Annotated in this window: 19 protein-coding genes and 1 pseudogene; 11 read left to right on the top strand and 9 right to left on the bottom strand. The window is 69.6% G+C overall.

Going from position 1 to position 21134, the window contains the following annotated elements; translation table 11 throughout:
• Positions 1-28: 28 nt before the first annotated feature.
• The 4 genes and pseudogenes from AC067U_RS31475 to AC067U_RS31460 form a co-directional block, all read right to left on the bottom strand.
• A pseudogene (locus AC067U_RS31475) lies at positions 29-579 on the bottom strand (transposase); the annotation flags it as partial.
• A 138-nt stretch (positions 580-717) separates the two neighbouring features.
• On the bottom strand, positions 718-1128 hold the full coding sequence (locus AC067U_RS31470) for a RidA family protein (RefSeq protein ID WP_478833226.1): 411 nt from the start codon (positions 1126-1128) through the stop codon (positions 718-720).
• Positions 1129-1308: 180 nt separating this feature from the next.
• Positions 1309-1866, bottom strand: a complete 558-nt coding sequence (locus AC067U_RS31465) for a DUF3291 domain-containing protein (RefSeq protein ID WP_478833225.1) — start codon at positions 1864-1866, stop codon at positions 1309-1311.
• A 506-nt stretch (positions 1867-2372) separates the two neighbouring features.
• Positions 2373-3143: a hypothetical protein gene (locus AC067U_RS31460; RefSeq protein WP_478833224.1), complete on the bottom strand. Its 771-nt coding sequence runs from the start codon at positions 3141-3143 to the stop codon at positions 2373-2375.
• Between the two features lie 211 nt (positions 3144-3354).
• On the opposite strand from AC067U_RS31460, the gene AC067U_RS31455 reads away from it, so the two are divergent.
• Positions 3355-4554 carry an IS110 family RNA-guided transposase gene (locus AC067U_RS31455; RefSeq protein WP_478833223.1) on the top strand — a complete coding sequence of 400 codons (1200 nt, stop codon included), beginning with the start codon at positions 3355-3357 and terminating at the stop codon, positions 4552-4554.
• Between the two features lie 414 nt (positions 4555-4968).
• Here the strand turns inward: AC067U_RS31455 and AC067U_RS31450 are convergent, their stop codons facing one another.
• A complete protein-coding gene (locus AC067U_RS31450) occupies positions 4969-5331 on the bottom strand; it encodes a hypothetical protein (RefSeq protein ID WP_478833222.1) in 363 nt (120 codons plus the stop codon).
• A 628-nt stretch (positions 5332-5959) separates the two neighbouring features.
• Between AC067U_RS31450 and AC067U_RS31445 the strand changes: the two genes are divergently transcribed.
• A complete protein-coding gene (locus tag AC067U_RS31445) occupies positions 5960-7051 on the top strand; it encodes a hypothetical protein (RefSeq protein ID WP_478833221.1) in 1092 nt (363 codons plus the stop codon).
• A gap of 46 nt (positions 7052-7097) precedes the next feature.
• Here the strand turns inward: AC067U_RS31445 and AC067U_RS31440 are convergent, their stop codons facing one another.
• From AC067U_RS31440 to AC067U_RS31425, 4 genes are all read right to left on the bottom strand, one after another.
• On the bottom strand, positions 7098-7904 hold the full coding sequence (locus tag AC067U_RS31440; RefSeq protein ID WP_478833220.1) for a hypothetical protein: 807 nt from the start codon (positions 7902-7904) through the stop codon (positions 7098-7100).
• Between the two features lie 220 nt (positions 7905-8124).
• Positions 8125-9306 carry an alpha/beta hydrolase family protein gene (locus AC067U_RS31435; RefSeq protein ID WP_478833219.1) on the bottom strand — a complete coding sequence of 394 codons (1182 nt, stop codon included), beginning with the start codon at positions 9304-9306 and terminating at the stop codon, positions 8125-8127.
• A 269-nt stretch (positions 9307-9575) separates the two neighbouring features.
• Positions 9576-10667 carry a hypothetical protein gene (locus tag AC067U_RS31430; protein WP_478833218.1) on the bottom strand — a complete coding sequence of 364 codons (1092 nt, stop codon included), beginning with the start codon at positions 10665-10667 and terminating at the stop codon, positions 9576-9578.
• 53 nt (positions 10668-10720) lie between these two features.
• The gene (locus tag AC067U_RS31425; protein WP_478833217.1) at positions 10721-11797 is read right to left on the bottom strand and encodes a hypothetical protein; all 1077 of its coding nucleotides are present in this window, start codon (positions 11795-11797) and stop codon (positions 10721-10723) included.
• A 348-nt stretch (positions 11798-12145) separates the two neighbouring features.
• Between AC067U_RS31425 and AC067U_RS31420 the strand changes: the two genes are divergently transcribed.
• From AC067U_RS31420 to AC067U_RS31380, 9 genes are all read left to right on the top strand, one after another.
• Positions 12146-12577 (top strand): helix-turn-helix transcriptional regulator, encoded by a 432-nt coding sequence (locus tag AC067U_RS31420; protein ID WP_478833216.1) that lies wholly within the window; start codon positions 12146-12148, stop codon positions 12575-12577.
• Positions 12555-14246 (top strand): PP2C family protein-serine/threonine phosphatase, encoded by a 1692-nt coding sequence (locus AC067U_RS31415; protein WP_478833341.1) that lies wholly within the window; start codon positions 12555-12557, stop codon positions 14244-14246. Before AC067U_RS31420 ends, AC067U_RS31415 begins: the two co-directional genes overlap by 23 nt.
• An 82-nt stretch (positions 14247-14328) precedes the next feature.
• Entirely contained in the window at positions 14329-14814 is a 486-nt protein-coding gene (locus AC067U_RS31410) for a DUF2975 domain-containing protein (protein ID WP_478833215.1), read from the top strand.
• Positions 14814-15035, top strand: a complete 222-nt coding sequence (locus tag AC067U_RS31405) for a helix-turn-helix domain-containing protein (RefSeq protein ID WP_478833214.1) — start codon at positions 14814-14816, stop codon at positions 15033-15035. Before AC067U_RS31410 ends, AC067U_RS31405 begins: the two co-directional genes overlap by 1 nt.
• A 228-nt stretch (positions 15036-15263) precedes the next feature.
• A complete protein-coding gene (locus tag AC067U_RS31400) occupies positions 15264-16322 on the top strand; it encodes a serine hydrolase domain-containing protein (RefSeq protein ID WP_478833213.1) in 1059 nt (352 codons plus the stop codon).
• Between the two features lie 151 nt (positions 16323-16473).
• A complete protein-coding gene (gene ppnP, locus AC067U_RS31395; RefSeq protein WP_478833212.1) occupies positions 16474-16755 on the top strand; it encodes a pyrimidine/purine nucleoside phosphorylase in 282 nt (93 codons plus the stop codon).
• Positions 16756-17254: 499 nt separating this feature from the next.
• Positions 17255-18934, top strand: a complete 1680-nt coding sequence (locus AC067U_RS31390; protein ID WP_478833211.1) for an FG-GAP repeat domain-containing protein — start codon at positions 17255-17257, stop codon at positions 18932-18934.
• Positions 18935-19018: 84 nt separating this feature from the next.
• Complete coding sequence (locus tag AC067U_RS31385; protein ID WP_478833210.1) at positions 19019-19741, top strand: DUF4328 domain-containing protein; 723 nt, start codon at positions 19019-19021, stop codon at positions 19739-19741.
• 267 nt (positions 19742-20008) lie between these two features.
• On the top strand, positions 20009-20968 hold the full coding sequence (locus AC067U_RS31380; RefSeq protein WP_478833209.1) for an isoprenoid biosynthesis enzyme family protein: 960 nt from the start codon (positions 20009-20011) through the stop codon (positions 20966-20968).
• The last annotated feature ends 166 nt before the right edge of the window (positions 20969-21134 follow it).

Here is a 21134-nt window from a genome sequence, read left to right as displayed (position 1 = left end):
ACTCTTCGCGGGAAGGCGTCGGCCTTCACTGGCCGGCGGCCATCAGCCGCTCGACGACCTCACGGATCTGCACCGTGGTCACTCCGGCGACGTCGGCACCGGGCTCCAGACGGACCGAGTCCAGCACCGCCGTCCAGGACGTGCGGCCTCTCTCCAACGCGGCCACCACCGAGTAGGGCCAGCCGGGCACCATCTGGTGCTTTCCCTCACCCCGGCCGAACGTGTGGCAAGAGGCCCGGTCGCACACGTGTTGGCGTCCGGTCGCAGCCATGGCGAGACATCCACCGCCAGCACGAGCCGAACGTCCGCCGCCCTGGGCAACGGCACCTTGGCCAGGGCCCGGCGCAGCCGGGCGATATCGATCCGGCCATGGTTGAGGCCGCCGTACAGCGCCCCGTGACCGCGACGGTGTTCGGGCGCGAGCGCGAGATCAACCAGCGTCCGCACCGGCCCGTCCGTGCACAGCAGCGCGTCGCACACCTCGAACAACGCGTCGCCCCTCGCGGTCAGACACGCGTACAGCTCCGACCGGAAGTGTGACACTTCCGCGAACGCATCCCGCAGGACACCCTGATACACCAGACTCACGACCACGGCCTTCGCGCTGATCCACTCTATGACGGAGCACATGATCAGACGAAGGCCGCCCCAGCGTCCGGCGTATGCCCAGGTGGGCTACCCGGTTCGAGACGCGTTCGAAGCCTGACATGAGGAGACTCAGTCCGGCAGTGCCACGGTGAGATCCACCTCGATGAGCTGTCCCGAGAAGCCCAGTTGTGCGACGCCCAGGAGCGTGCTGGCGGTGGTGAACGCCGGCCCGAGGGCAGAGTCGGTGAGCCGACGCCACGCGACTCCCAGAAGATCTCTGTCGTCGCTCCGCACGTAGATCACCGACCGCACCACGTGGTACGGCCGAGCACTCACCGCCGACAGGGCAGCAAGCGCGTTCGCGACAACCTGGTCGACTTGCATCTCCAAGGAACCGGAACCGACGAGGTCACCGCTCTGATCAAGCGGGCACTGCCCGGCCAGATAGGCGGTGCGGCCGCTCTCCACCACGGTGATGTGGTGATAGCCGGGCGTCTCATGCAGCTGCTCGGGGTTGATACGGGTGATGTTCACAGTCATGACCGCGAGTCTGACCACAGTGCTGTGACCACGCATCGCATTTTCCGGCGAGCACTCTGTACCGGCCCGAGGTTAAAGAACAAGCTGCGTGCCTGGTCCTGAACACCGGCCCGGCGGGTTGTGTTCGCCGTCATTCGATCGAGGCGTTCGACAGCGAATCCAGTCGTTCAGGCTTCCTCGTCAGCGAACGTGGTCGCTCTTCGGCCCGATGCCTTTGGTCCTGGTCGGAGTTCCGTCCGGGGTGAACGAGTCGTGGAAGGTGAAGGCGTACGGCGCGGAGCCGTGGTCGTGGAGGTGCTCCAGCCTGGAAACCCCTTCCCGCCAGGTGGGTATCACGCCGTCGGAGACCCACCAGAACACGTAATTCGGGTGCGCTGACCTCTCGAACCAGTCGTAACGCCTGTTCAGCGCCGCACGGTGCATACCGGTGTAGACGGCGTCGAAGGCGGGGCGCAGGTCGGTCCAGAGCGACAGGGACGCGGCCAGGGCGGTGGTTTCCGGCGTACGGCCCTTGCCGTACCAAGTCGGTGCGGCGAACTCTCCCCATGCGCCCCAGTCCGCCTCGAAGAGCTCGCCCTGGTCACCGTCTGCCGCTTCAGCACGCGCGAGGTATCCGGGGTGCTGACTCATCTTCCGGTAGACGGCCTCACCCATCTCGTAGAACTCGAGCGTGAGGGGTGCGGGATCGGCGAGAGGTGACTTCAGGACGCCGAATGTGTACAGAGCAAGATGGGGCATGCGTCTCTCCCTGGTTGGGGCTGCCTGGCGTGGATCCGGTTCGGCGGCGTACGGATGGGGGCGAGGGTTCGTGGGGCGCGAACGGCTCGTCCCGTCGCGGTGGCCCAGCCTGAAGGAACCCCCGTGCGACCGTGGGCGATCACCGAAGACCAGATGAACGTAGCTGCCTCCGCGCGCCATGTCGAAGTTGCGTTTTCCCTGTCCACGTGGCCTCTTGCACAGGTCCTTGCGGGAACTGGGGCGGTGGCGCAGCCCGCCTCCGTGGAAGTCCGCATCGGCCCGGCGAACGCCGAGAGGCAGCATGACAACCCCGCTCAAGCCGGTGTGCCGGGCGACGCCGACGGCGTTGTCGGCGTCGACCGGGTTGGACGGCGGAGCGACTGGATCCGCTGTCGAAGGACGGTCTGGGTCACCCGGAGGCATCACTCGGTGACGTCGCGGAGCAGTACCGACGGCGGGCCCTCATGGCCAGAGGGTCGGGAAGGCTGCCGTCTGTTCTCCCCTACTCAGCCCGGATAGGTGATCGAGCCCAGCGGCGGGCAGGGCATGAGCGTGGTGTCGGCGCCGGGGCGTTCGACGAAGGCCCGGGCCGCGGCGGCCTGCAGGCGGTGGGATTCCAGCGCGTCGGCGTGCCAGGCGTCGCGCCTGGCGCGGGCGTAGTCCCACGAGTCGTCGATGAGGCTGAGGCTGGTGTTGCCGGAGCTGCGCTGGAAGTCCGACTTCAGCGCGGTCTGCTGGAGTGCGGTCTGGGTCGCGGCGAGATCGATGCGGGTGATCAGGACCCCGGGGGTGTTCGGTTCGCGGGTCGGCATGGGGGCCTGCGGGAGCAGCGACACCCCGGTGTCGAGACGGCCGATGTTGTCGATGCTCGCTCTCTGGGCGTCCCTCGACATGATCTGCATTTCCTGGTGCAGCCAGAAGAACTCGTCGAGGTCGGCCTGGGTGATGCGCATCCGCTGGTAGAGGGCTTGGAAGCGGGGATCGTGGTGCAGCGGGCGTATGGGGGCGACGTGGAGCCCCACGCAGTCGTTGAAGCCGGCTGCCACCGCGGCCTCGAGGTGGAGGATGGCCAGTTCCGTCTGCCCCTGTGCGCACGCCAGCCCACCGAGACCCGCGCGGCCCGCGGCGGCGAGCCACGCACCGTCGGAGCCGAGCGCCGTGGCACGCGCGACGACGTCATGGAGGCCCCTGGTACCCGCCACGGCCGGTCCCCTGGTCAGGAGCTCCACCAGCACTTCGTGAAGACGGGTGGCCAGTGAGTTGACGGTGTCGACCATGGATCTCCGTAAGTTGTTAGGCGGCCCGGGAGGGCCGGGTGTGGCTTATGGGTCTCTGCCTTCAGTGGCTTCCGAGGAGTGGCCGCCCGGTCTTCCGGGGCGCCCTGGCTGCTGATTGAGATGTGCGCGCTTTGTGCGATCGCTGTTTACGGAGACGACGGCGGGGTGTTCCTCGGGCCAACGGGATGTCGGTGGGATCGAGGAGGGGTGAGTGAGCGAGCGAAGTGCCCACGCCTGGGCTGGTGTTGACGCCGGCAAGGGCCATCACTGGGCGGCCGTGGTCGACGAGGCCGGCGCCACGCTGTGGTCGAAGAAGATCGACAACGACGAGACGGCGATCCTGACCGCGCTCGGCGAGATCCTGGACTTGGCCGATCAGGTCCACTGGGCGGTGGACATCTCCGGAACGTCCTCCGCACTGCTGCTCGCCCTGCTCGCGGCCCACGGCCAACAGGCCGTCTACGTGCCCGGACGAACCGTCAACCGCATGGCCGGCGCCTACCGCGGCGAGGCGAAGACCGACGCCCGCGACGCCTACGTCATCGCCGAAACCTCCCGCCAGCGCCGGGACTTCACCGCGATCGAGGTACCTGCCCAGCTCGCGGCCGACCTGGCGCTGCTGACCGCTCACCGCTCGGACCTGGTCGCCGACCGTGTGCGAATGATCAACCGGCTCCGCGACGTGCTGACCGGCATCTTCCCCGCGCTGGAACGGGCCTTCGACTACTCCGCGCACAAGGGCGCCCTGGTCCTGTTGACCGGGTACCAGACTCCGACCGCGATACGCCGCCGCGGCCGGGCCCGGCTGACAGCCTGGCTGGCCAACCGGAGCGTGCGCGGCGCCGACGCGGTGGCCGCCACCGCGCTGGAGGCCGCCGAGGCCCAGCGCACCGTACTGCCCGGCGAAGACGTCGCCGCCGCGATCGTCGCCGACCTGGCCACCCAGATCCTGGCCCTGGACGACCGGCTCAAGCGGATCGACAAGCAGATCCGCGACACCTTCCACGCCCACCCGCAGGCCGAGATCATCGAGTCCCTGCCCGGTCTGGGGCCGATACTCGGCGCCGAGCTCGTCGTCGCCGCAGGCGACCTGTCCGCCTACGCGGACGCCGGCCACCTCGCCTCGGCGGCCGGGCTGGTGCCCGTCCCCCGCGACTCCGGACGCCGCACCGGCAACTTGCACCGGCCCAAACGCTACAGCCGCCGCCTGCGACGGGTCTTCTACCTGTCCACGCAGACCAGCATCGTGCGCGAAGGGCCGAACCGGGACTTCTACCTGAAGAAGCGCGCAGAGGGGTGCAAGCACGTCCAGGCGATCATCGCCTTGGCCCGTCGGCGGGTCAGCGTCCTGTGGGCCCTCCTGCGCGACAACCGGGTCTTCACCCCCGATCCGATCGCGCAGACGGCTTGACTCAGTCATTGAGACTCCTCGGACCTCGGTGGTGAAGAGCGAAAGGGTGTTGATTCTGTGGCAACTCCCTTGGAGATGACGGGCGGACGGTCTGAGTGGTTCCTGCTCGTGCCCGGCCGTGATCACCGGTGGCATCGGCTTCTGAACCGTGGGAGGGATGGGCTGCGGCGGGGAACACCGTCGAAGGCCCGGACACACTCCAGCGGTCTGGTGATGGAGCCTTCGACGACTTCGACCTCGACGGGCCAGTCGCCGCACGGGGCGGGCTCGGCGCTCACCCGCGCGTTCCGGCCCATGGTGAGCAGTTGCAGGGGTGCCCCGGTCTCGGTCCAGGACGCTCCGCACCGAACCGGCCACGAACCTCGGGCTCAGGTCATCGGCCAGGCCTGCCCGGTCGCCGAAACCAGGCCCGGCTCACGCAGTCGGCTCGGGACGCCGGTGTGCGGGCGGGCAGCCGGTGGTGATGGAGCCGACGATGTCGGCGCCCAGTTCGGTGAACCACATGGAGCCGTCCGGGCCGGAGACGATGCGGTGGCCGACCGGGGCGGCGGTGGGCAGCGTGTAGCGGCTGGTGGTCAGGTCCGGGCGGACGCGGTCGATCAGTCCGGGCAGGTCGTACTGGAGCCACAGGTTGCCGGAGCAGTCGAAGGCCAGCCCGGCGAGCTTGGCGCCTTCGACGTCGCTGCGGTGCTCGGTGATCCGGCCGCTTGCGGGGTCGAGTTCGGCGTAGGCGGCGCCAGGCCGTCTGCCGAGGCCCGTGACTTGATCTTGTCCCACGCCTGGTGGTCCATGGCGGCGGCATCGGGGACGGAGCGCTCGATGACCGACAGGAGGCTGCATCCGGAGTCCTGCCCGCAATTCACGGCCGGCAGGTCGTAGGGCACGAGCCCGGGATCGGCGATCCGGGGCAGGGTGAAGCGGTGCCGGCGCAGACAGGCGAGGTTCTGCGGCTCGTCGACCGGGAAGGGGCCTGAGGGCAACCCTGACCGCAACGTCCAGCACGCCGTGCCCGTCCCCCGCCGGGATGGCCCTCTCCGGCCTCGCCCGGACGCGCGGACCCGGCGTCGTCCCCGGCGTCCCCGGCGCCCCGGCGTCCCCGGTGCTCCGTCGCCGACGGCCCCACCGGCGGCGACGGGCGCTGCGGTTCCCGCGGGCCGATCGTGCCCCGTTGGTTTGCCCATCCCGACAGCCTCCAGGCTCGAGTGTCCCGGTGGCACGTCTGTTGCGACCGCCAGACCCACTTACCGCACCAATGCGGACATTTTTTGACTTCTGCTCGGCGGTGACGGGCGTGTCGTGGAGACCTGCTGCCAGCGGGGGTGAGCACATCACCCCGGGCCCGGGCGCTCGTCTCTCCGCTGCCACGCGTTTGACGGGGAGGTGGGCCGGTCCGACAGTGGGAGGCGTGGACAGGTCGGACGGGCCGTTCTGGCCCTGGTCCAGCCGGCGGGCCGTGTACTCCTCGGTCGTGCTGCTGGTCATTCTGCTGACCGTGACGATCGTGCTGAGAGCGACGGCCGACTGGCCGGGCGAGCAGCACGAGGGCACGGTGCTCGTCATCGCACTCGTGCTGGGTCTGCTGCCGCTGATCCTGGTGGTGCTGGACTCGCTGACCGGCGGTGGCTCGGTCGAGGTCATGGGCGTCGCCCTGCACTTCCCGGAGGCCCGTCCGGAGGGGCGGGAGATCTCCGTGCCGCCGCTGATGGGACTCCAACCGGGAGACATGCTCGGGGACGCCGGCACGCGGGCGGCCGTGGAAGTCCTCAAGGAGGCCGTGCACTCCGAGGTGGCGGTGGTGGACCTGGCGGATGGGACCGCCTGGTGGGACACCCGACTGCTCGTGTTCTGCGCCGGGGCTGCCCGGGTCGGCCGGCCCCGGGCCGTGGTCTTCACGGCCATCCTGGCGGACACCGGGCCGGGCACGTTCCTCGGCTGGGCGCCGCCGGGCGAGCTGCGCGACCGGCTGCTGTCCCGGAGCGAACTGCGCCGTGCCTACGAACGGGGGCGCGCCTGGCTGCACCAGTGGGAGCTGGCGGAACCGGGCACGGGTGCGGATCCCGACGGGCCGGCGCCGCCGGTGCTGCCGTTCATGCCGGCACCCCCGGCCACGGCGCAGCCCGGTCAGCCCTGGTTGATCCATCAGCCGCCGGACTACGCCCTCGACCCGTTCGCCGCGGAGCAGCTGCTGGCGGCGGCCATGGGCCGGCTCGAAGGCGCCGACCGGTACACGCCGGTGGACCTCGCCCAGGCCCAGGCCCTGTTCGGCTCGGTCCTTCGGCACAGCGCCGCCGAGGTGGACGCGTCCGCGAAGAGCGACATGTTCTGGGCCCGCCGGGTCCTGGACACCCAGGAGCCCTTCCTGCCGCTCGTACGGCGCGGTTGTTACATGGGCATGCTGCCGCGCGACCGAGCCGTCAACGACGTCCTTCGCACCCTGCTCGGCTACGACGCCGCGACCACGGACGGCGCGCAGGACGCCGGCAGGGCGCCGCGGTAGCGTCCGGCCTGGACGGCCCGAACCCCTGACCCTGGTGTGTTCCGCGCTACCTCGGCCGGCCGGCCCGTCTGACGGGTCTGGCCACGTGCAGCCACACGTGGTGCCATCCCGCCGCCTCCTTGCCGGTCGGATCCTCGCCTCGCGCGACGACCGCGTTGATGACCCGGCGCTGCTCTCCGGTATCGGTGAACCGGCGCTGCGGGTAGCTGACGGGCGAGCGGCGGTCCTCCAGCCCCGCCTCTGCCAGGCATGCGGCGACCGGGCGGTAGTCGTGTTGGCGCAGGACGAAGGAGGCCACCGGGGCACGGCCCCGGTTGGCGGCCACCAGCGGGCCGTAGGTCCGTTCGGTGAGGAAGCTGCTGCCGCCGGTGACCGTGATCAGGTCCGCCTCGGCGGCGGCCCGGAGCAGGGCCTCGCCGGGCTCGGCGGCCTCCAGGTTCCCGCAGTGTCCCTCGTCGAGCAGGCCCGCGGCCCGCGCATAGGCGACGGCCGGCCCGGAGGCGTCCAGCCCGATGGTCCGGACCGCGTCGCGGCGTCGCCTGGCGCCGTAGAAGGCCCGGTCCCGGGCGATGAGTTCGGTGGTGCTGAGCCCGGCCAGCTCCGGAGAGGAGTAACGCGCGTACAACTGATCCAAGGTCAGGTAGTGGTTGAGCAGGATGGCGTTGATGCCGTAGGAGCAGCAGAGGTCCAGCACGGTGTGCGGGCCGGGGCCGAGTTCGCCGAGCAGTTCCCGGAACAGGTGTTGGGCGTGTTGCGGAGTGCGGTAGGCGAGGGGGCGCAGCCGGGTGAAGTAGCCTCGTGGGTCGGGCAGGGCGTAGACCTCATCGAAGCTCGTCATCAGCGGGGCCGTCATCAGGCGCCTCCCTGGCTGCGGCGATCGGAGCACACTCGCCAGTGATAACCGGCGCACCACTGGTTCCGAAAGACCGCGTTCCGGCCATGCGCGCCGCGATAGGCCGTGGCTTTCGCGGCATTCCCGAAACGCAGGGAACGGAAACACTTCTCCGCCTGCTCCTACGCCGCCAGGCGGGCGATCGCCCGCGTCCGGGGCCGTCTTGAGCTCCGGCGCGCCGTCACGGCTGACGGCGCAACTCACCGAACCAGCGCACGATCTCCGACGTGGCCGCGACATTGGAGCCCAGGTGACGGGATCCGTGGTAGTCGACAGCGCCGAGATCGACGACCGGGGCGTCCACGCCGTTCCTGAGCAGAGCCGCCCGGCACTGCTCCGTGTTGGCGGTGACGGCCTGCTCGTCCCCGCTCGCCAGATGGAGCCGGACCGGGGCACGAGGGCTCCAGTCGGCGCAGACGGCATCGGTGGTGCGCAGCGCCGCCGCCAGCGGGCCCGTCGGATGCGCGAGCAGCCGGCGGCCGTGTTCGGTCAGCAGCTCATCGAGCGTGCCCGGGGTGCCGCGCATCAGCTGCTCCCCCGTGTGTGCGCCGTCGAAGAGCGCCTCGACCGTACTGTCGTACGGGGCCCGGAAGACCTCGCCGGGCTGGTCGTAGATGTGGTGGAGCCGCTGGAACGCCACCAGGGTGTAGGCCGCGTACAGCACGCTGGACTTGGGTTCCAGCCTGCCCTCGAGCAGCGCGGGCAACTCCGTGCCGCCGAAGTCGTACGCGCCGCTGACCGGTGCCAGCGCGCCGAGCCTGAACCAGCGGTCCTCACCCGTCTGAAGGGCCCGGCCGAGCCCGAGCGCCGCCGATGCGCCCTGTGAGAAGCCGGTGACCATGACCTTCCGTTCCAGCTCGTGTCCGGTGCGCGGCGCGAAGGCGCGGGCCGCGCGCAGCATGTCCAGGGATGCCGTGGTCTCGGAGCCGATGTCCATCCAGGGGTGCAGACCGGGTCCCGTGCCCATCCCCAGATAGTCGGGCGCGACCCCCGCGGCGCCGGCCGATGCATGCGCGATCACCGGCGCGGACACGAAAGCGCGGCGCTTCATGGAGGGGGAATCGTCCTTGTGGCTGCCGGTGCCGTGCGCGAAGGAGACCGCGTGCAGACGCTTCGCGCTGGTGAGTGGCAGCACGAACAGTCCGCTCGCCGTGGTGGGTTGTCCGTGCGGATCGACGGTGCGGTAGACGAGCCGGTACGCGACCACGCCGTGCCGGACGGTGTCGTCTGCGAACCCGGCCGCCCTCAGCTCGGCGGCCACTTCCTGCGGGGTCGCGAGCGTGTACAGCTTCTCGGCGGAGATCAGCGTGCCCCGGTCGTGCTCCTTGTGCCGGGCCTGTGCCTGGGCATGGGCGGCGGGCACTGTGGCGGCGGTGGCAGCGGAGGGCCCGCCCAGTATCAGGCCGCAGCAGACGGCTGCCCCCCATGCCCGGAGGCCGGCGCGGTACCGCAGTGCGCTGCGCGAGGACGGTGAGGCGGAGATGAGCACGAGTTCCTCCAAACGTGGTTTCGGGAAGATGAGTTCAGCCTCACGCGTCTCGATCTGCGTGGCACTGGTGCAGGCCCCCGGGCCCCTCCTCGTGCCTGCCCCCCGTTCGGGCTTTCCGGCGGTTGTTCTGTGGCTTGAAGGCGCTACTTGCTGTTTCCCTGTCGGACATCCAGGCACAGCGCCCAGACGTCGGAGTAGCTGCCCGGGGAGGGCGAACCGCCGCTGTGGGTGGCTGCCGTCCAGTGCGACGGGTTCCAGCTCCCGTCACCCGACGGGGTGCCGGCGGCGTCGCTGGGGAAGCTGCCGTTGAGGTGGGGGCCGCCCGAGGTCGCCTTGCTGAAGTCGCTCGTGGTCACGTTGCCGCCGCTGATCGCGGCGCCGCCGCTGACCAGCTGCCCGTCCTCAAGGGAGCAGCCGGTCGTCGCCGTCTGTCCCGTGGAGGCCGTGTTCGGTCCGCTGACCTCGGTGAAATGGACCGTCGTGGCGACGTGCTTGAGGTTGATGTCGTCCGCGCTGCAGATCGCGTAGGCGTAGGTCATGTTGTCCGCGCCGCGTCCGCCGCCGATCCCACCGACCGCCGTCCAGGAGTCGGGGTTGCGCTCGCCATCACCCGCTGCGATCGAGCCGAAGTGGTGCTCGGCGTTCTTGAAGGTGGGGAAACTGGCGATCGGCTTGAGGCTGCCGACGCCGGCGGGAGTGGTGCGGGCGCCGCCGCCGATCAGGACGGTGCCGGCCGGGCAGGTCGCCGTCACGAGCTTCGAGGACAGTCCGGTGGTGGGTCCGGGGGCCTTGTTCATGACCACCTGGGTGTGCCTGATCAGATTGCTCCGCAGGCAGATCGCGTACGGAGTGGTGGAGAAGGCGTCACTGCTGCGGCTCCCGCTTCCGCCGAACGCCATCCAGTGCGTGGCGTCGGAGCCTACGATCCCGGGCGTGTCGATGTACTCGGTGGCGCCGTCGGCACTGGGCACCATGCCCATCACGTGGTTGCCGTTGGACATCTCGTCGTTGCCGATGCCCTGGTCGGCCCCGCCGCCGGAGACGAGGCCGTCGGGACAGTCGGCGTGCGAGGTGACCCCGGTGAAGGGGGTGGCGGGGCCCATGGTGGGCCCGGGAGTGACGACGGTGACACGGGCGGTCTTGGCGTACGCGGATCCCGGCACCGCCACGGTCAGCAGGCCAGCCAGGATCAGCGCCTTGGCCGTGGCGGAGCTCCGCCGGAGTTTCGTGTTCATCGGATTCTCTTTCTGGCTTTCTCGTGGGTGGCCGGTCGTCCGCAACCGCTGCCTCAGACGCCGTCGTCGGCGCAGAGGACCCAGGCGTCGGTGTGGGTGCCGGGCGAGCTCTGTCCGCCGGTGTGGGCGGAGGCCGTCCAGTACGCCGCCGTGGTGGTCCCGTCGCCGACCGCGGCGCCGCCGGAGGTACTGGGGAAGCTTCCGTTGAGGTGGTCGCCGCCCGAGCCGGGACCGGTGAAGTCGGTGGTCGTCACGCCGCCTCCGCTGACCGCGGCACCCCCGCTGACGAGCTTCCCGTCGTTGCCGCCGCAGCCCGCGGTGGCCGTCTGGCCGGTGCTCCCGGTGGTCGGGCCGCTCACCTCGCTGTGGCGGACGGTGACCGTGGCTCCGCTGACGTTGATGCCGCTGCCGCTGCAGATCGCGTAGGCGTAGGTGTAGTTGGCGCTGTTGTTGTTGCCGTCCCAGCCGACGGCGGTCCAGGAGTCGGGATTGGTCTCACCGTCGGCCGCGGCCTTCTGGCCGTAGTCGTGCGCGGAGTTGTTGAAGGTGGGGAAGCTCGCGATCACCTTGTAACTGCCGGTGTTGCCGGGGGTGGTGCGGGCGCCGCCGCCGAGCAGGCGCGTGTTGGCCGGGCAGGTCGCCACCACGAGGCCCACGGTGGCGCCGGTGGTGGGGGTGTTGGCCTTGTTCATGACCACCCGTGTGTGGTTGACCAGGTTGCTGGTGAAGCAGACCGCGTAGGGGGTCGTCGAGAAGGAGGCGTTGACCTGGCCGCCGCTTCCGCCGATGCCGAGCCAGTGCGTCACATCGGTGCCCACGACTCCGGTGGAGCCGGTGTATTCGGTGGTGCCGTCGGAGCTGGGCGAGGTGCCGTTGACGTGGTTGCCGTTCACACCCGAGCCGGTGCCGATGGCCTGGTTGACACCGCCGCCGGAGATGAGGCCCGAGGCACAGTCCGCGTGGGTCGATATCTCGGAGTTGGCGGCGGCGGGCCCACTGGTGGCCCCGGGGGTCTTCACGGTCACGCTCACGGTGTTGGCGGAGGCGGAACCCGGCAGCGCCAGGGCCAGTACGGCACCCAGGAGCACCGTCCTGCCTGCGGCGAAGCGGCGTAGAAGTCCTGTGTTCATGTGGCTCTCCTCATCTGATGGCGACAAGCGATGAGCGCTGGACGTCGAAAGCTGGATGGCGCGGTACGAAGCGGAGGCCGGACGGTGGGGCGCAGACGTCGTCGGGTGCGGAATCGCCACGGCATCACAGCGGCTGCCTGCCTCGCGGATGTACGCCGCTCAGGGGCAGGCCAGGGGTTCGGACCGATCGTTTCGCCACCCGGTACCTAGTAGCGCATGCGGACTCTAACAGTCCTTCATCCTTGCATCTACTAGGTCTATTGGAATCTCAGATTGCAGATACGGAACTTCAGGATGTGACTTCGGAGTAGCCGGGACCCCCGTCCCGATGGGAGGGAGCACCGGACCGTGGCGTGGATCCTCGACCGGAACGGAATGGTGATGCGCGAAACCGGAATCCGGGTGCATACTTGCGGTGTGTTCGGTGAACGGGAACCGCGCACGGGCTGGACGTTCCTGACGAACCACGCCCGTGTCCTGCTGATGATCTCCCGTGATGCGGAAGTCCGTGTGCGGGAGCTGGCCGCGGCGTGCGGGGTGACCGAACGCGCGGTGCAGGCGATCGTCAACGACCTGGAGAGCGCCGGCTACCTCACCCGCTCCCGGCACGGGCGCCGCAACCACTACGGGGTCGTGCGTCACACGTTCTTCCGCCATCCCGCCGAGGCCCACCGGGAGGTGGCCGATCTTCTGGCCCTGTTCGCCGATCCGCCTGCGGATCCCGGCGCGACCGCTCGGTTCCCTTCCGGTGAGCACGATGGCGACCGCCCGCAGGCCTGATCCGGACGTTCCCGTGGACGCCAGGCCCGATGCTGCCGGCCTGTGGCACAGCCCGGCAGCGGAAGGGGTCGGCGGGCAGGACCGCCCGTCGGGCGAGGCCAGGGCTGCCGCCGCGCCGGTAGCGGTCCTGGGGCAGGAGGCGGCCGGCGGGTGGGAGAGCGAGCTGCTGAGGTGCCTGCCCGGTTCGGTGGTCCTGCTCGCCCCGGTTCGGGGTCTGCGGGGGAAGGCGGAGGACTACCGCATCGTGGCCGCGTCTCCCGGCGCGCTGGACATCGGGGGCCGCACCGGTCAGGAGCTGGTGGGTCTCGGGGTGGTGGAGGCGTACCCGACGGTCGTGGGCACCGCGCTGTGGGACGGCTTTCGCAGCGCACTGGAGACCGGGACCGAGTGGGTGGGAGATCCGTTCGAGTACGAGGAGGTCGTGGCGCAGATCCCGCAACGCTCGCGCTTCCGCGTACGGGCCGCACCGTGGCGGGGCCGGCTGGTGGTCTCCTGGGAACGGCTGGACAACAGCGAACGGGAGCAGCGGCGGCTGGCCGTCGTGCAGCGTCTGGGCAACCTCGGATGGGCCGACTGGAACCAGGTCACCGGCACGGTCACCTGGTCGGAACAGGTCTACGCCATCTTCGCGCGTGAGGTGCGGGAGGGGCCGCTGCCCCTGGAGGAGCTGCCCGCTCACGTGGTGGCCGAGGACCTCCCGGTCCTGGACAGGAACGTCCGGCGCCTGCTGGACAAGGGCCTGCCGGTCGACCTCTCCTTCCGGATCACCACCCCCGCCGGAATCCGGCACGTACGGGTCGTCGCCGAGGCCGAACACGACGCCGAGGGCACACCGGTCGAGGTCCACGGCATCGTCCAGGACATCACCTCCACCAAGCGGTTCGAAGGTGAACTCCTCGAGCACGAGGTCGCCGCCACGGCCCAGCGCGGTCTGCTGGACGCGGAGCGCGAGCTCGCCGCCCGCCTCCAGCACGCCCTGCTGCCCCTGCCCCAGCAGTCCCTGCACCTGGCCGGCCTGCACGTCGAGGTCGCCTACGAACCCGCGCAGCAGGGCCTGAATGTCGGAGGCGACTGGTACAGCGCCATCGCACTGCCCGACGGCAGCGCCTTCCTCGTCGTGGGCGACGTCGCCGGGCACGGCCTGGACTCCGTGGCCACCATGGCCCAGCTGCGGTTCACCGCCAAAGGCATGGCCGTCACCGGCACGTCACTGACGGGCATCCTGACCCGGCTCAACACCCTCCTGCTGCACACCGCCGACGACCATTTCGCCACCGCCACCCTGGTCATCGCCCGCTACGACCCCAGCAGCCGGCATCTGACCTGGGCCCGGGCCGGCCACCCCCCGCCGCTCCTCGTCCACGCCGGCCGGGCCCGCTTCCTCTCCCAGCCCCAAGGCATCCTCCTGGGAGCCACCGCCGACAGCCGCTACACCGAAACCACCCTCGCACTCCACCCCGGCGACCAGCTCCTGCTCTACACCGACGGCCTGATCGAACGCCCAGGCGAGGACCTGCGGGAAGGCCTGGACCGTCTTGCCCACGCCGCGACCACCATCCGGGCGGCGCACCCGGCACCGGGACGCCGCATGCTCGACGACATCCTCACCGGTCTGGCCGGCCCGACACCACGCCGCGACGACGTATGCGTCCTCCACATCACCGCGTAGACGGCTGCCCCCGCGTCCCAGCCCTTGCTTCACCTATCGAAAATCGATAGATTCCCATCGTAACTCGATGGGAGGCTGGGTCATGGGAAAGCTGACAGTGCGTGCACTGCGTGCCGTGCTCGTGGTGGTGCTCGCAGGCACCGTGTTCGTCCAGGCACTGATGGTGTGGGCATTGGCCACCGACCCGGAGGACGGGTCCCTCCCGCTGACTCCGCTGCGCCTGCTCACGATCCTGGGCATGGTGTCGGCGCAGGTCGCGCTGGTCTGCGTATGGCGGCTGGTGGCGATGGTGCGGCGCGGGACCGTGTTCTCCCACGCCGCCTTCCGGTACGTGGACGGCGTGATCGGCGCGATCGTGGCGGCCGCCCTCGTGTGGTTCGCGGTCACGATCCTCAATGCGCCGGGCCAGCGGGAGGACCCGGGCGTCAGCGTGATCATGGGCGGGGTCGGCCTGGCCATCCTGGGGGTCGCGCTCATCGTGCTGGTGCTGCGGATGCTGCTCGCCCAGGCCGTCGCGCGCGACGTCGAAGCGACGTGGATGCAGGCCGAGTTGGACGAGGTGATCTGATGCCGATCGCCGTCGAGATCGACGTGATGCTGGCCAGGCGGAAGATGTCCGTGGGCGAGCTCGCGGACCGCGTGGGGATCACGCCCGCCAACCTGGCGGTGCTGAAGAACGGCCGCGCCAAGGCGGTGCGCTTCGCAACGCTCGCCGCGCTCTGCGAGGTGCTCCAGTGCCAGCCGGGTGACCTGCTGCGCTGGGAGGCGGAGGACACCGCGGGGGAATGAACCCCGCCATGTGCGATGAAGCCGGGCAGGCAGTCCGATCCGCAGCAGGTCGTCCACCCGCCGCCCGGGCCACCTCGACCGTCCGTACCCGGAATCTGCCGACCCTCGCCGGAATCTGCCGACCCTTGATCGATTGGCCAGGGCATGGCCGTCGGAGGACTCTCGACAGTAGGGAGGAAGGCGGTCCTCGTGAATCGGATGGCGGCGTTGTGCACGGCCGGGGGTGCCATGCTCGTGGTCGCCCTTTCCGGATTCGTAGGCCCGCAGGCACACACAGCCGGAGACGACCGGGAGAAAAGCAGTTCAGGGGTCCTCGAGGAACTGGTGCCGTCCGTTGACGGGCCGGGCTGCGCGGCCGCGGTCGGCAAACGTGGTGAGGTCGTCTGGGAGTCGGGGAGAGGGAAAGCCGACCTGGCGACCGGGCGTGCCATCACCTCGAAGACGGTCTTCGACATGGCGTCCAATTCCAAGCAGTTCACGGCAGATGCCGTTCTTCTGCTGGCCGGGCGGCATCAACTCGCACTGAACGACCCACTGTCCGATTTCCTTGACGACCCGCCCGCCTGGACGCGGGCGGTCACCCTGGGCGACCTGATGCGCCATACCAGCGGCATTCCCGACTACCAGGATCTTCTGGAGGCCAAGGGAATCGAGCTGACGGATCCGGCCGGCCAGCAGGAAGCGATCGCCGCCATCCTCGCCTCCCGGCCGGAGGATCCACCGGGCAAGCGTTTCTCCTACTCCAACTCCAACTACGTCCTCCTGGCCCATGTCGTCGAAAGGGTCACCGGAAAGCCGTTCCCGGCGTTCCTCCAGCGCGAGTTCTTCGCCCCGCTGCAGCTGCGCATGACGTTGTCCCCGGCGGTGGACGTTCCCGGCAAGGCGAAGTCGTACGACGAGAAGGACGGCTCCTTCACTCCCAATTCCTCCCCCTGGAAACAGTACGGAGACGGGTCCGTGCAAACCACTCCCGGGGAACTCGTCCGCTGGGCCGACAACTACCGCACCGGCCGCATCGGTGGAACGGAACTGCTCACCGGAGTCACGAAGGGCGCGGTGAGTGTGGGCGACGTCCTGCGCCGGCGCGGCATCGAGGAGGGGCGGTACGGAGCCGGAATCCTCCTTCTTCCCGACAAGAGCCTGGTGCACCGCGGCGACTGGGAGCAGTTCCACAGCACCTTCAAGGTGAGCCCGGACCGGAACACCGCAGTCACCGTGGTGTGCAACGCGGATTCACCGGACAACTTCCGTGCGGCAAATCAGCTGCTGGACATCTGGACCACATGACAGTCGGGCCTCGGGCCTCGGGCCTCGGAGCGGCCGGGCAGGTGAGCTGTGAAGGGCCTGGTCGGTACCGGTAGCCTTCCCCTCGCCGGTAACCAGGGCGCGACGGGCCGGCCATCGGTTTCCGCTCGTTTCCCAAGAGGACGCAACGCATATGTTCAAGGTCAACGAATACTTCGACGGCACGGTCAAGTCGATCGCCTTCACCCAGGAGGAAGGCCCGGCATCCATCGGTGTCATGGCTCCCGGTGAGTACGAATTCGGCACGGCCGCCCCGGAGATCATGCACGTGGTCAGCGGTGCCCTGACCGTCAAGCTGCCCAACGCCGCCGAATGGGAGACCTTCTCCACCGGCAGCCACTTCAAGGTCCCCGGCAACAGCAAGTTCCAGCTCAAGGTCGCCGTCGAAACCGCCTACCTCTGCGAATACCGCTAGCCCCGAGGCAGCCGAGACAACCAGGGCCTGGTGGTGACGGGCCGCCCGTGGGTCCTGGTTGGGTGGCGCGGGCCGCCCCACCCGATCCCGTCTCCGCTGATCGCGTGGTGCGAGGGAGGGGCCGGCCGGCCCGGTGACGGGCGACCGGCCTCTCCCCGACCGCGGGTCCGCGGTCTGCACTCCTACCGTCCAGAGTCCGCGCGATGGCAGGAGGTGCCCACACAGGCCGATCCAGCGGGCTTGCCGCCCATGGCCACGCGACCTCACCGCCTCGCGGATCTCCCCTGAGCGCCAGTGCCCCCGCCGCACCTGTCTTTCGGCCCGTCGGGCCCGAGGGCGGGCGTCACGGCCTGGTCCGTGGGCCCCGCACTTCGGCAGGTACTGGCAAGTAGTATGTCGAGCACTTTCCGGCTGATGGTTCACTCACCGCTCGCCGCCGTGCGCGTTCGCGACTCTCACGGTGCCATCTGCCCCGTTCCACATGATCCTGGGGGGATCCTTGAGCTCATTCGCACGTTCCCGGCGCCATGCCCGCATCGCGGCCGGCACCGCCCTCGCCGTCACGGCGGGCACCCTGCTCGCGGCGTCACCCGCCTCCGCCGTCGGGCAGGAGTCCAGTGGTGCGGACCGGACAGCCTTCGCCGGCAGGGTGCTCAAGCCGCGCACCGACCTGAACGGGGACCTCGTCGGCGACCGGCTGTTCCGGACTTCTCGCGGTGTCTTCCGCACCGTCCAGGCGTCCGACGGATCGGACCCCGGGTCCCCCTACGCCCTGGAGGAGACGGAGGCCGCCCAGGACGTCCTGGCTCTCGGCAACATCCGCGGCGGCTGGGGGACCGAGCTGCTCCGTTGGTTCCCCGACGGCCGCCTCGCCCTCCACCAGGCGTACGCGAAGGGGGCCCAGGCCGCGACCTGGACCGGGACGGGCTGGCAGGTCTACAACAAGCTGATCGCCACGAACGACATCACCGGCGACGGCCGGGGCGACCTCCTGGCTCGTACCCACTCCGGCGACCTCTACCTCTACCGGGCCACCGGCGCCGCCGCCGGCAACCCCTTCGCCAACCGGGTCAAGGTCGGGGGCGGCTGGGGGATCTACGACCAGATCGTCGGCGCCGGCGACCTCGACGCCGACGGCAACGGGGACCTCCTCGCGAAGTCCCCCGACGGCAAGCTCTACTACTACAAGGGGACCGGCAGCGCATCCGCCCCGTTCAAGACCCGCACCCTCGTCGGCGCCGGCTGGAACGTCTACAACAAGCTGGTGGCCGGTGACGACTTCGCGGGGGCGAAGGGCGGACTGAACGCGATCACGCCCGACGGCACGATGTACCACTACCCCAGCAAGGGCAACGGTGTCTTCGGCAGCCGTCTGAAGTGGGGTGGGCCCACCAGCCTCACTCCCCCGTGGACCGACACCGACCTGGTCGTCAACTCCGGCGTCACCCCTGTCTACGGCAAGCACGGCGTCCAGGGCGTGGATGCCTCGGGAACCGTCCGACAGCACATCAACCTGACCACCGGCAGGTTCGCGAAGGAAGGCTTCACCTACGCGGAGAAGGTGCCGGCCGGCGCCACCCGGATCACCGCCACCGCCGTGTACAAGTACAACTGGACCACCGACTACCACTGGACCGGAACCAACCTGCGCGTCGCGGACGGCGGCGCCGTCGTCAAGGGCGGCTTCACCGGCAGCAACCTGATCCTCGGCCCCGGAGACCTGAACGGCGACGGCCGGGGCGACCTCCTCAGCCGGGACAAGGGCGGCACCTTGCGCCTGCACACCGGCCACGGCGACACCGTCACCTTCGACGACCCGGTGAAGGTCGGACCGGGCTGGAACGGTTACACGTCCATCGTCGGCGCCGGCGACATCACCAGCGACGGCCGCGCCGACATCACCGCCACCGGCACCGACGGCAAGCTGTACCTGTACAAGGGCACGGGCAATGCGGCCGCTCCCTTCGCGGCCCGCGAGCTCGTGGGCACCGGCTGGAACGCGTACAACGCCCTCGCGGCCCCAGGTGACCTCAACGGCGACGGCCGCGCCGACCTGATCGGCCGCGACGCCAGGGGCGACGTGTGGCTCTACAAGGCCACCGGTCTGGGCGGCACCAACACCTTCGCCGGGCGCGCCTTCCTGGACAAGGGCTGGAACAAGTACAGCCAGATCAACTGACTTCGCCTCCAGGACGCCGCACGCCGTCGCACTGCCGCAGCAGAACGATCATCAGCACTACACATCACCTGAGGAATCTCCGTCATGTCCGTCAGTACCCCGAGCGCGCCGTCGCACAGACCGGAGAGGAGACGTAAAGCACCACGCCTTCGTTCACTCCACGCCCTCGCCGTCGCGCTGTACGTCCTCTTCGCCTTCACCATCGTCACCGATCTGGTCTCCATAGCTGCAGGAGCCCGCCTTCACGGCGTACTGCAGCAGTTGGCCGACGACACGTCGGTGATCGCCGACGACGCGTGGACCCGTGCCGAGAGGGACTACTCCCTCACGGCGAACTTCCAGGGCATGGCACTGGTCCTCACCGGTATCGCCTTCATCGCGTGGTTCCGCCGCACACGCGCGAACGCCGAGCTGTTCGCTCCGGGGCAGTTCCGGATGGGCCCGGGCTGGGCGGTGGGCGGCTGGCTCATCCCGCTGGCCGCCTTCTGGATCCCTTACCAGATCGCGGTCGGCACCTGGAAGGCGAGCACGCAGCAGCCCGCAGCGGGGCACCTGGCCGGCAGCTCCCTCACCCCCGTGAACCTCTGGTGGGCAGGCTTCGTTCTGGCGATGCTGAGCAATCAAGCCGCCGCATACGCCTACCAGCGAGCCGAAGAGGCAGGCCCCTCGGCACGTGCCGTGAAGCTCCTCATCGGCGCCGACACCCTGCACATCATCGCCGCGGTCTTCGCGATGACCTTCGTCATCAAGCTTTCCGACATGCAGCACCGCCGATCGTCCCAGGGCGCGATCTCAGCCTCCTCGTGAAGGTCACACCGGCTGTCGCGCCACGACGGCCGCCGACGCTGAGCATGCGTCCGGCTCCCGTCAATCCCCAGGGGAGGCATACACCCGGTCGAGTTGGCGAAGCCTCATGTACCGCCGACGAAGCACCGGCTGTAGGAGGATCCGGTGGAGCCATGGAGGACCTGGCTCCACCGGAACAGCACCCCGAAGGGACACGGCGTGGACTCGACAGGCCGCCTCACGCCCAGGCACCACCGGCCGCCCGGTATCGACACCCTGCAGTACACCGTGCGGCGCGGCCTCGATTCCGTTCCTGACCCTCGCCACCGCGCGATGGTCGCCGAAGTCCTGTCTTCCGGCCTCGTCGACAGGTTGATCTCCGTCATCGAGCCGTTCGATCCGCCCGTCAACCTCACGCAGGCCCGTGCCGACGCCGGCGTGCTGCGCACCGAGTTCGCGGCGTACGGCGTCTGTGTGCCCCCGGCCACCACCGACAACGTGACGCTGATGCGCGCCCTCATGATGCCCATCGCCGACGACGCACTCGCCCTCGCCGTCGATCGCATCTGGGTGTTCACCACTCACGTCGATGACGTGTGCTGCCACGATCCCGGAGAGGCCGAAGCCATCCTGCGGTTCGGCATGCTGCCCGAGGTGCCCGCATCATCACCGAACGCACGGTACATCCGACACATGTTCAACGAGGTGGCCCGGTTTTGCGATCCGACGTTCCTCGCGGTCTTCAAGACCTTCTTCTACAACGGTATGGCCGGCGTCCTCATGGAGGCGGAGTTCACGCCGGAGGCGTCCGACGAGGTCGACAGCGACTTCGTCCGCGTCTTCAACGGCTTCTCCCAGTTCTGGTTCGCATCACTTCAGTTCACCGCCCCGTGCCTGAGCGCCAACCGCGATCGGGCCTTCTGGGCGGCGGCGCTGAGCTCCTGCGTCGCGTTCCTCAACACCATCAATGACGTCCTGTCCTTCTACAAGGAGGCGGTGGACGGTGAGGACTTCAACGCCAGCCTGATCTACCGCCGCTCGGTGAGCGAGAACATCCCCTATCTCGCCGCCTACCGCCGGAGCCTCGACGGTGGCCTGGCCGCCTACCGCCGCATCCTCGACCTCGCCACCGACGAACAACGCCCCCACCTCGACCGCTACATGACGGCCTTCGCGTACTGGCACTTCCGCTGCCGTCGCTATCGCTGGCAGGACATCTACCCCGGGCTGACCCCGATCGACATCTGATCCGGCGGGAACACCGGCACGACACAAGGACATCCGCCCGCTGCGCCGTCGTACTCGGTGGAGCGGCTCGGCCACTGGCCCCTGGCCGGTACGCGCATCCTCGGCCGGGCAGTTCCCCCGTGGCGGTGATGACCACCAGGGGGACTCCGGGCCGAAGCGTGCGCCC

The sequence above is a fragment of the Streptomyces sp. NPDC043853 genome, from assembly GCF_056436025.1.
Note: the sequence above shows the minus strand (reverse complement) of the source record. Positions and strands in the feature narration are given on the sequence as shown.

Coding starts and splice junctions, on each gene's coding strand:
- AC067U_RS31430 (WP_478833218.1), bottom strand. CDS start 10,667: ATGAACACGAAACTCCGGCGGAGCTCCGCCACGGCCAAGGCGCTGATC.
- ppnP (WP_478833212.1), top strand. CDS start 16,474: ATGTTCAAGGTCAACGAATACTTCGACGGCACGGTCAAGTCGATCGCC.
- AC067U_RS31405 (WP_478833214.1), top strand. CDS start 14,814: ATGCCGATCGCCGTCGAGATCGACGTGATGCTGGCCAGGCGGAAGATG.
- AC067U_RS31440 (WP_478833220.1), bottom strand. CDS start 7,904: ATGACGGCCCCGCTGATGACGAGCTTCGATGAGGTCTACGCCCTGCCC.
- AC067U_RS31410 (WP_478833215.1), top strand. CDS start 14,329: ATGGGAAAGCTGACAGTGCGTGCACTGCGTGCCGTGCTCGTGGTGGTG.
- AC067U_RS31425 (WP_478833217.1), bottom strand. CDS start 11,797: ATGAACACAGGACTTCTACGCCGCTTCGCCGCAGGCAGGACGGTGCTC.
- AC067U_RS31465 (WP_478833225.1), bottom strand. CDS start 1,866: ATGCCCCATCTTGCTCTGTACACATTCGGCGTCCTGAAGTCACCTCTC.
- AC067U_RS31415 (WP_478833341.1), top strand. CDS start 12,555: ATGGCGACCGCCCGCAGGCCTGATCCGGACGTTCCCGTGGACGCCAGG.
- AC067U_RS31460 (WP_478833224.1), bottom strand. CDS start 3,143: ATGGTCGACACCGTCAACTCACTGGCCACCCGTCTTCACGAAGTGCTG.
- AC067U_RS31470 (WP_478833226.1), bottom strand. CDS start 1,128: ATGACTGTGAACATCACCCGTATCAACCCCGAGCAGCTGCATGAGACG.
- AC067U_RS31400 (WP_478833213.1), top strand. CDS start 15,264: ATGCTCGTGGTCGCCCTTTCCGGATTCGTAGGCCCGCAGGCACACACA.
- AC067U_RS31385 (WP_478833210.1), top strand. CDS start 19,019: ATGTCCGTCAGTACCCCGAGCGCGCCGTCGCACAGACCGGAGAGGAGA.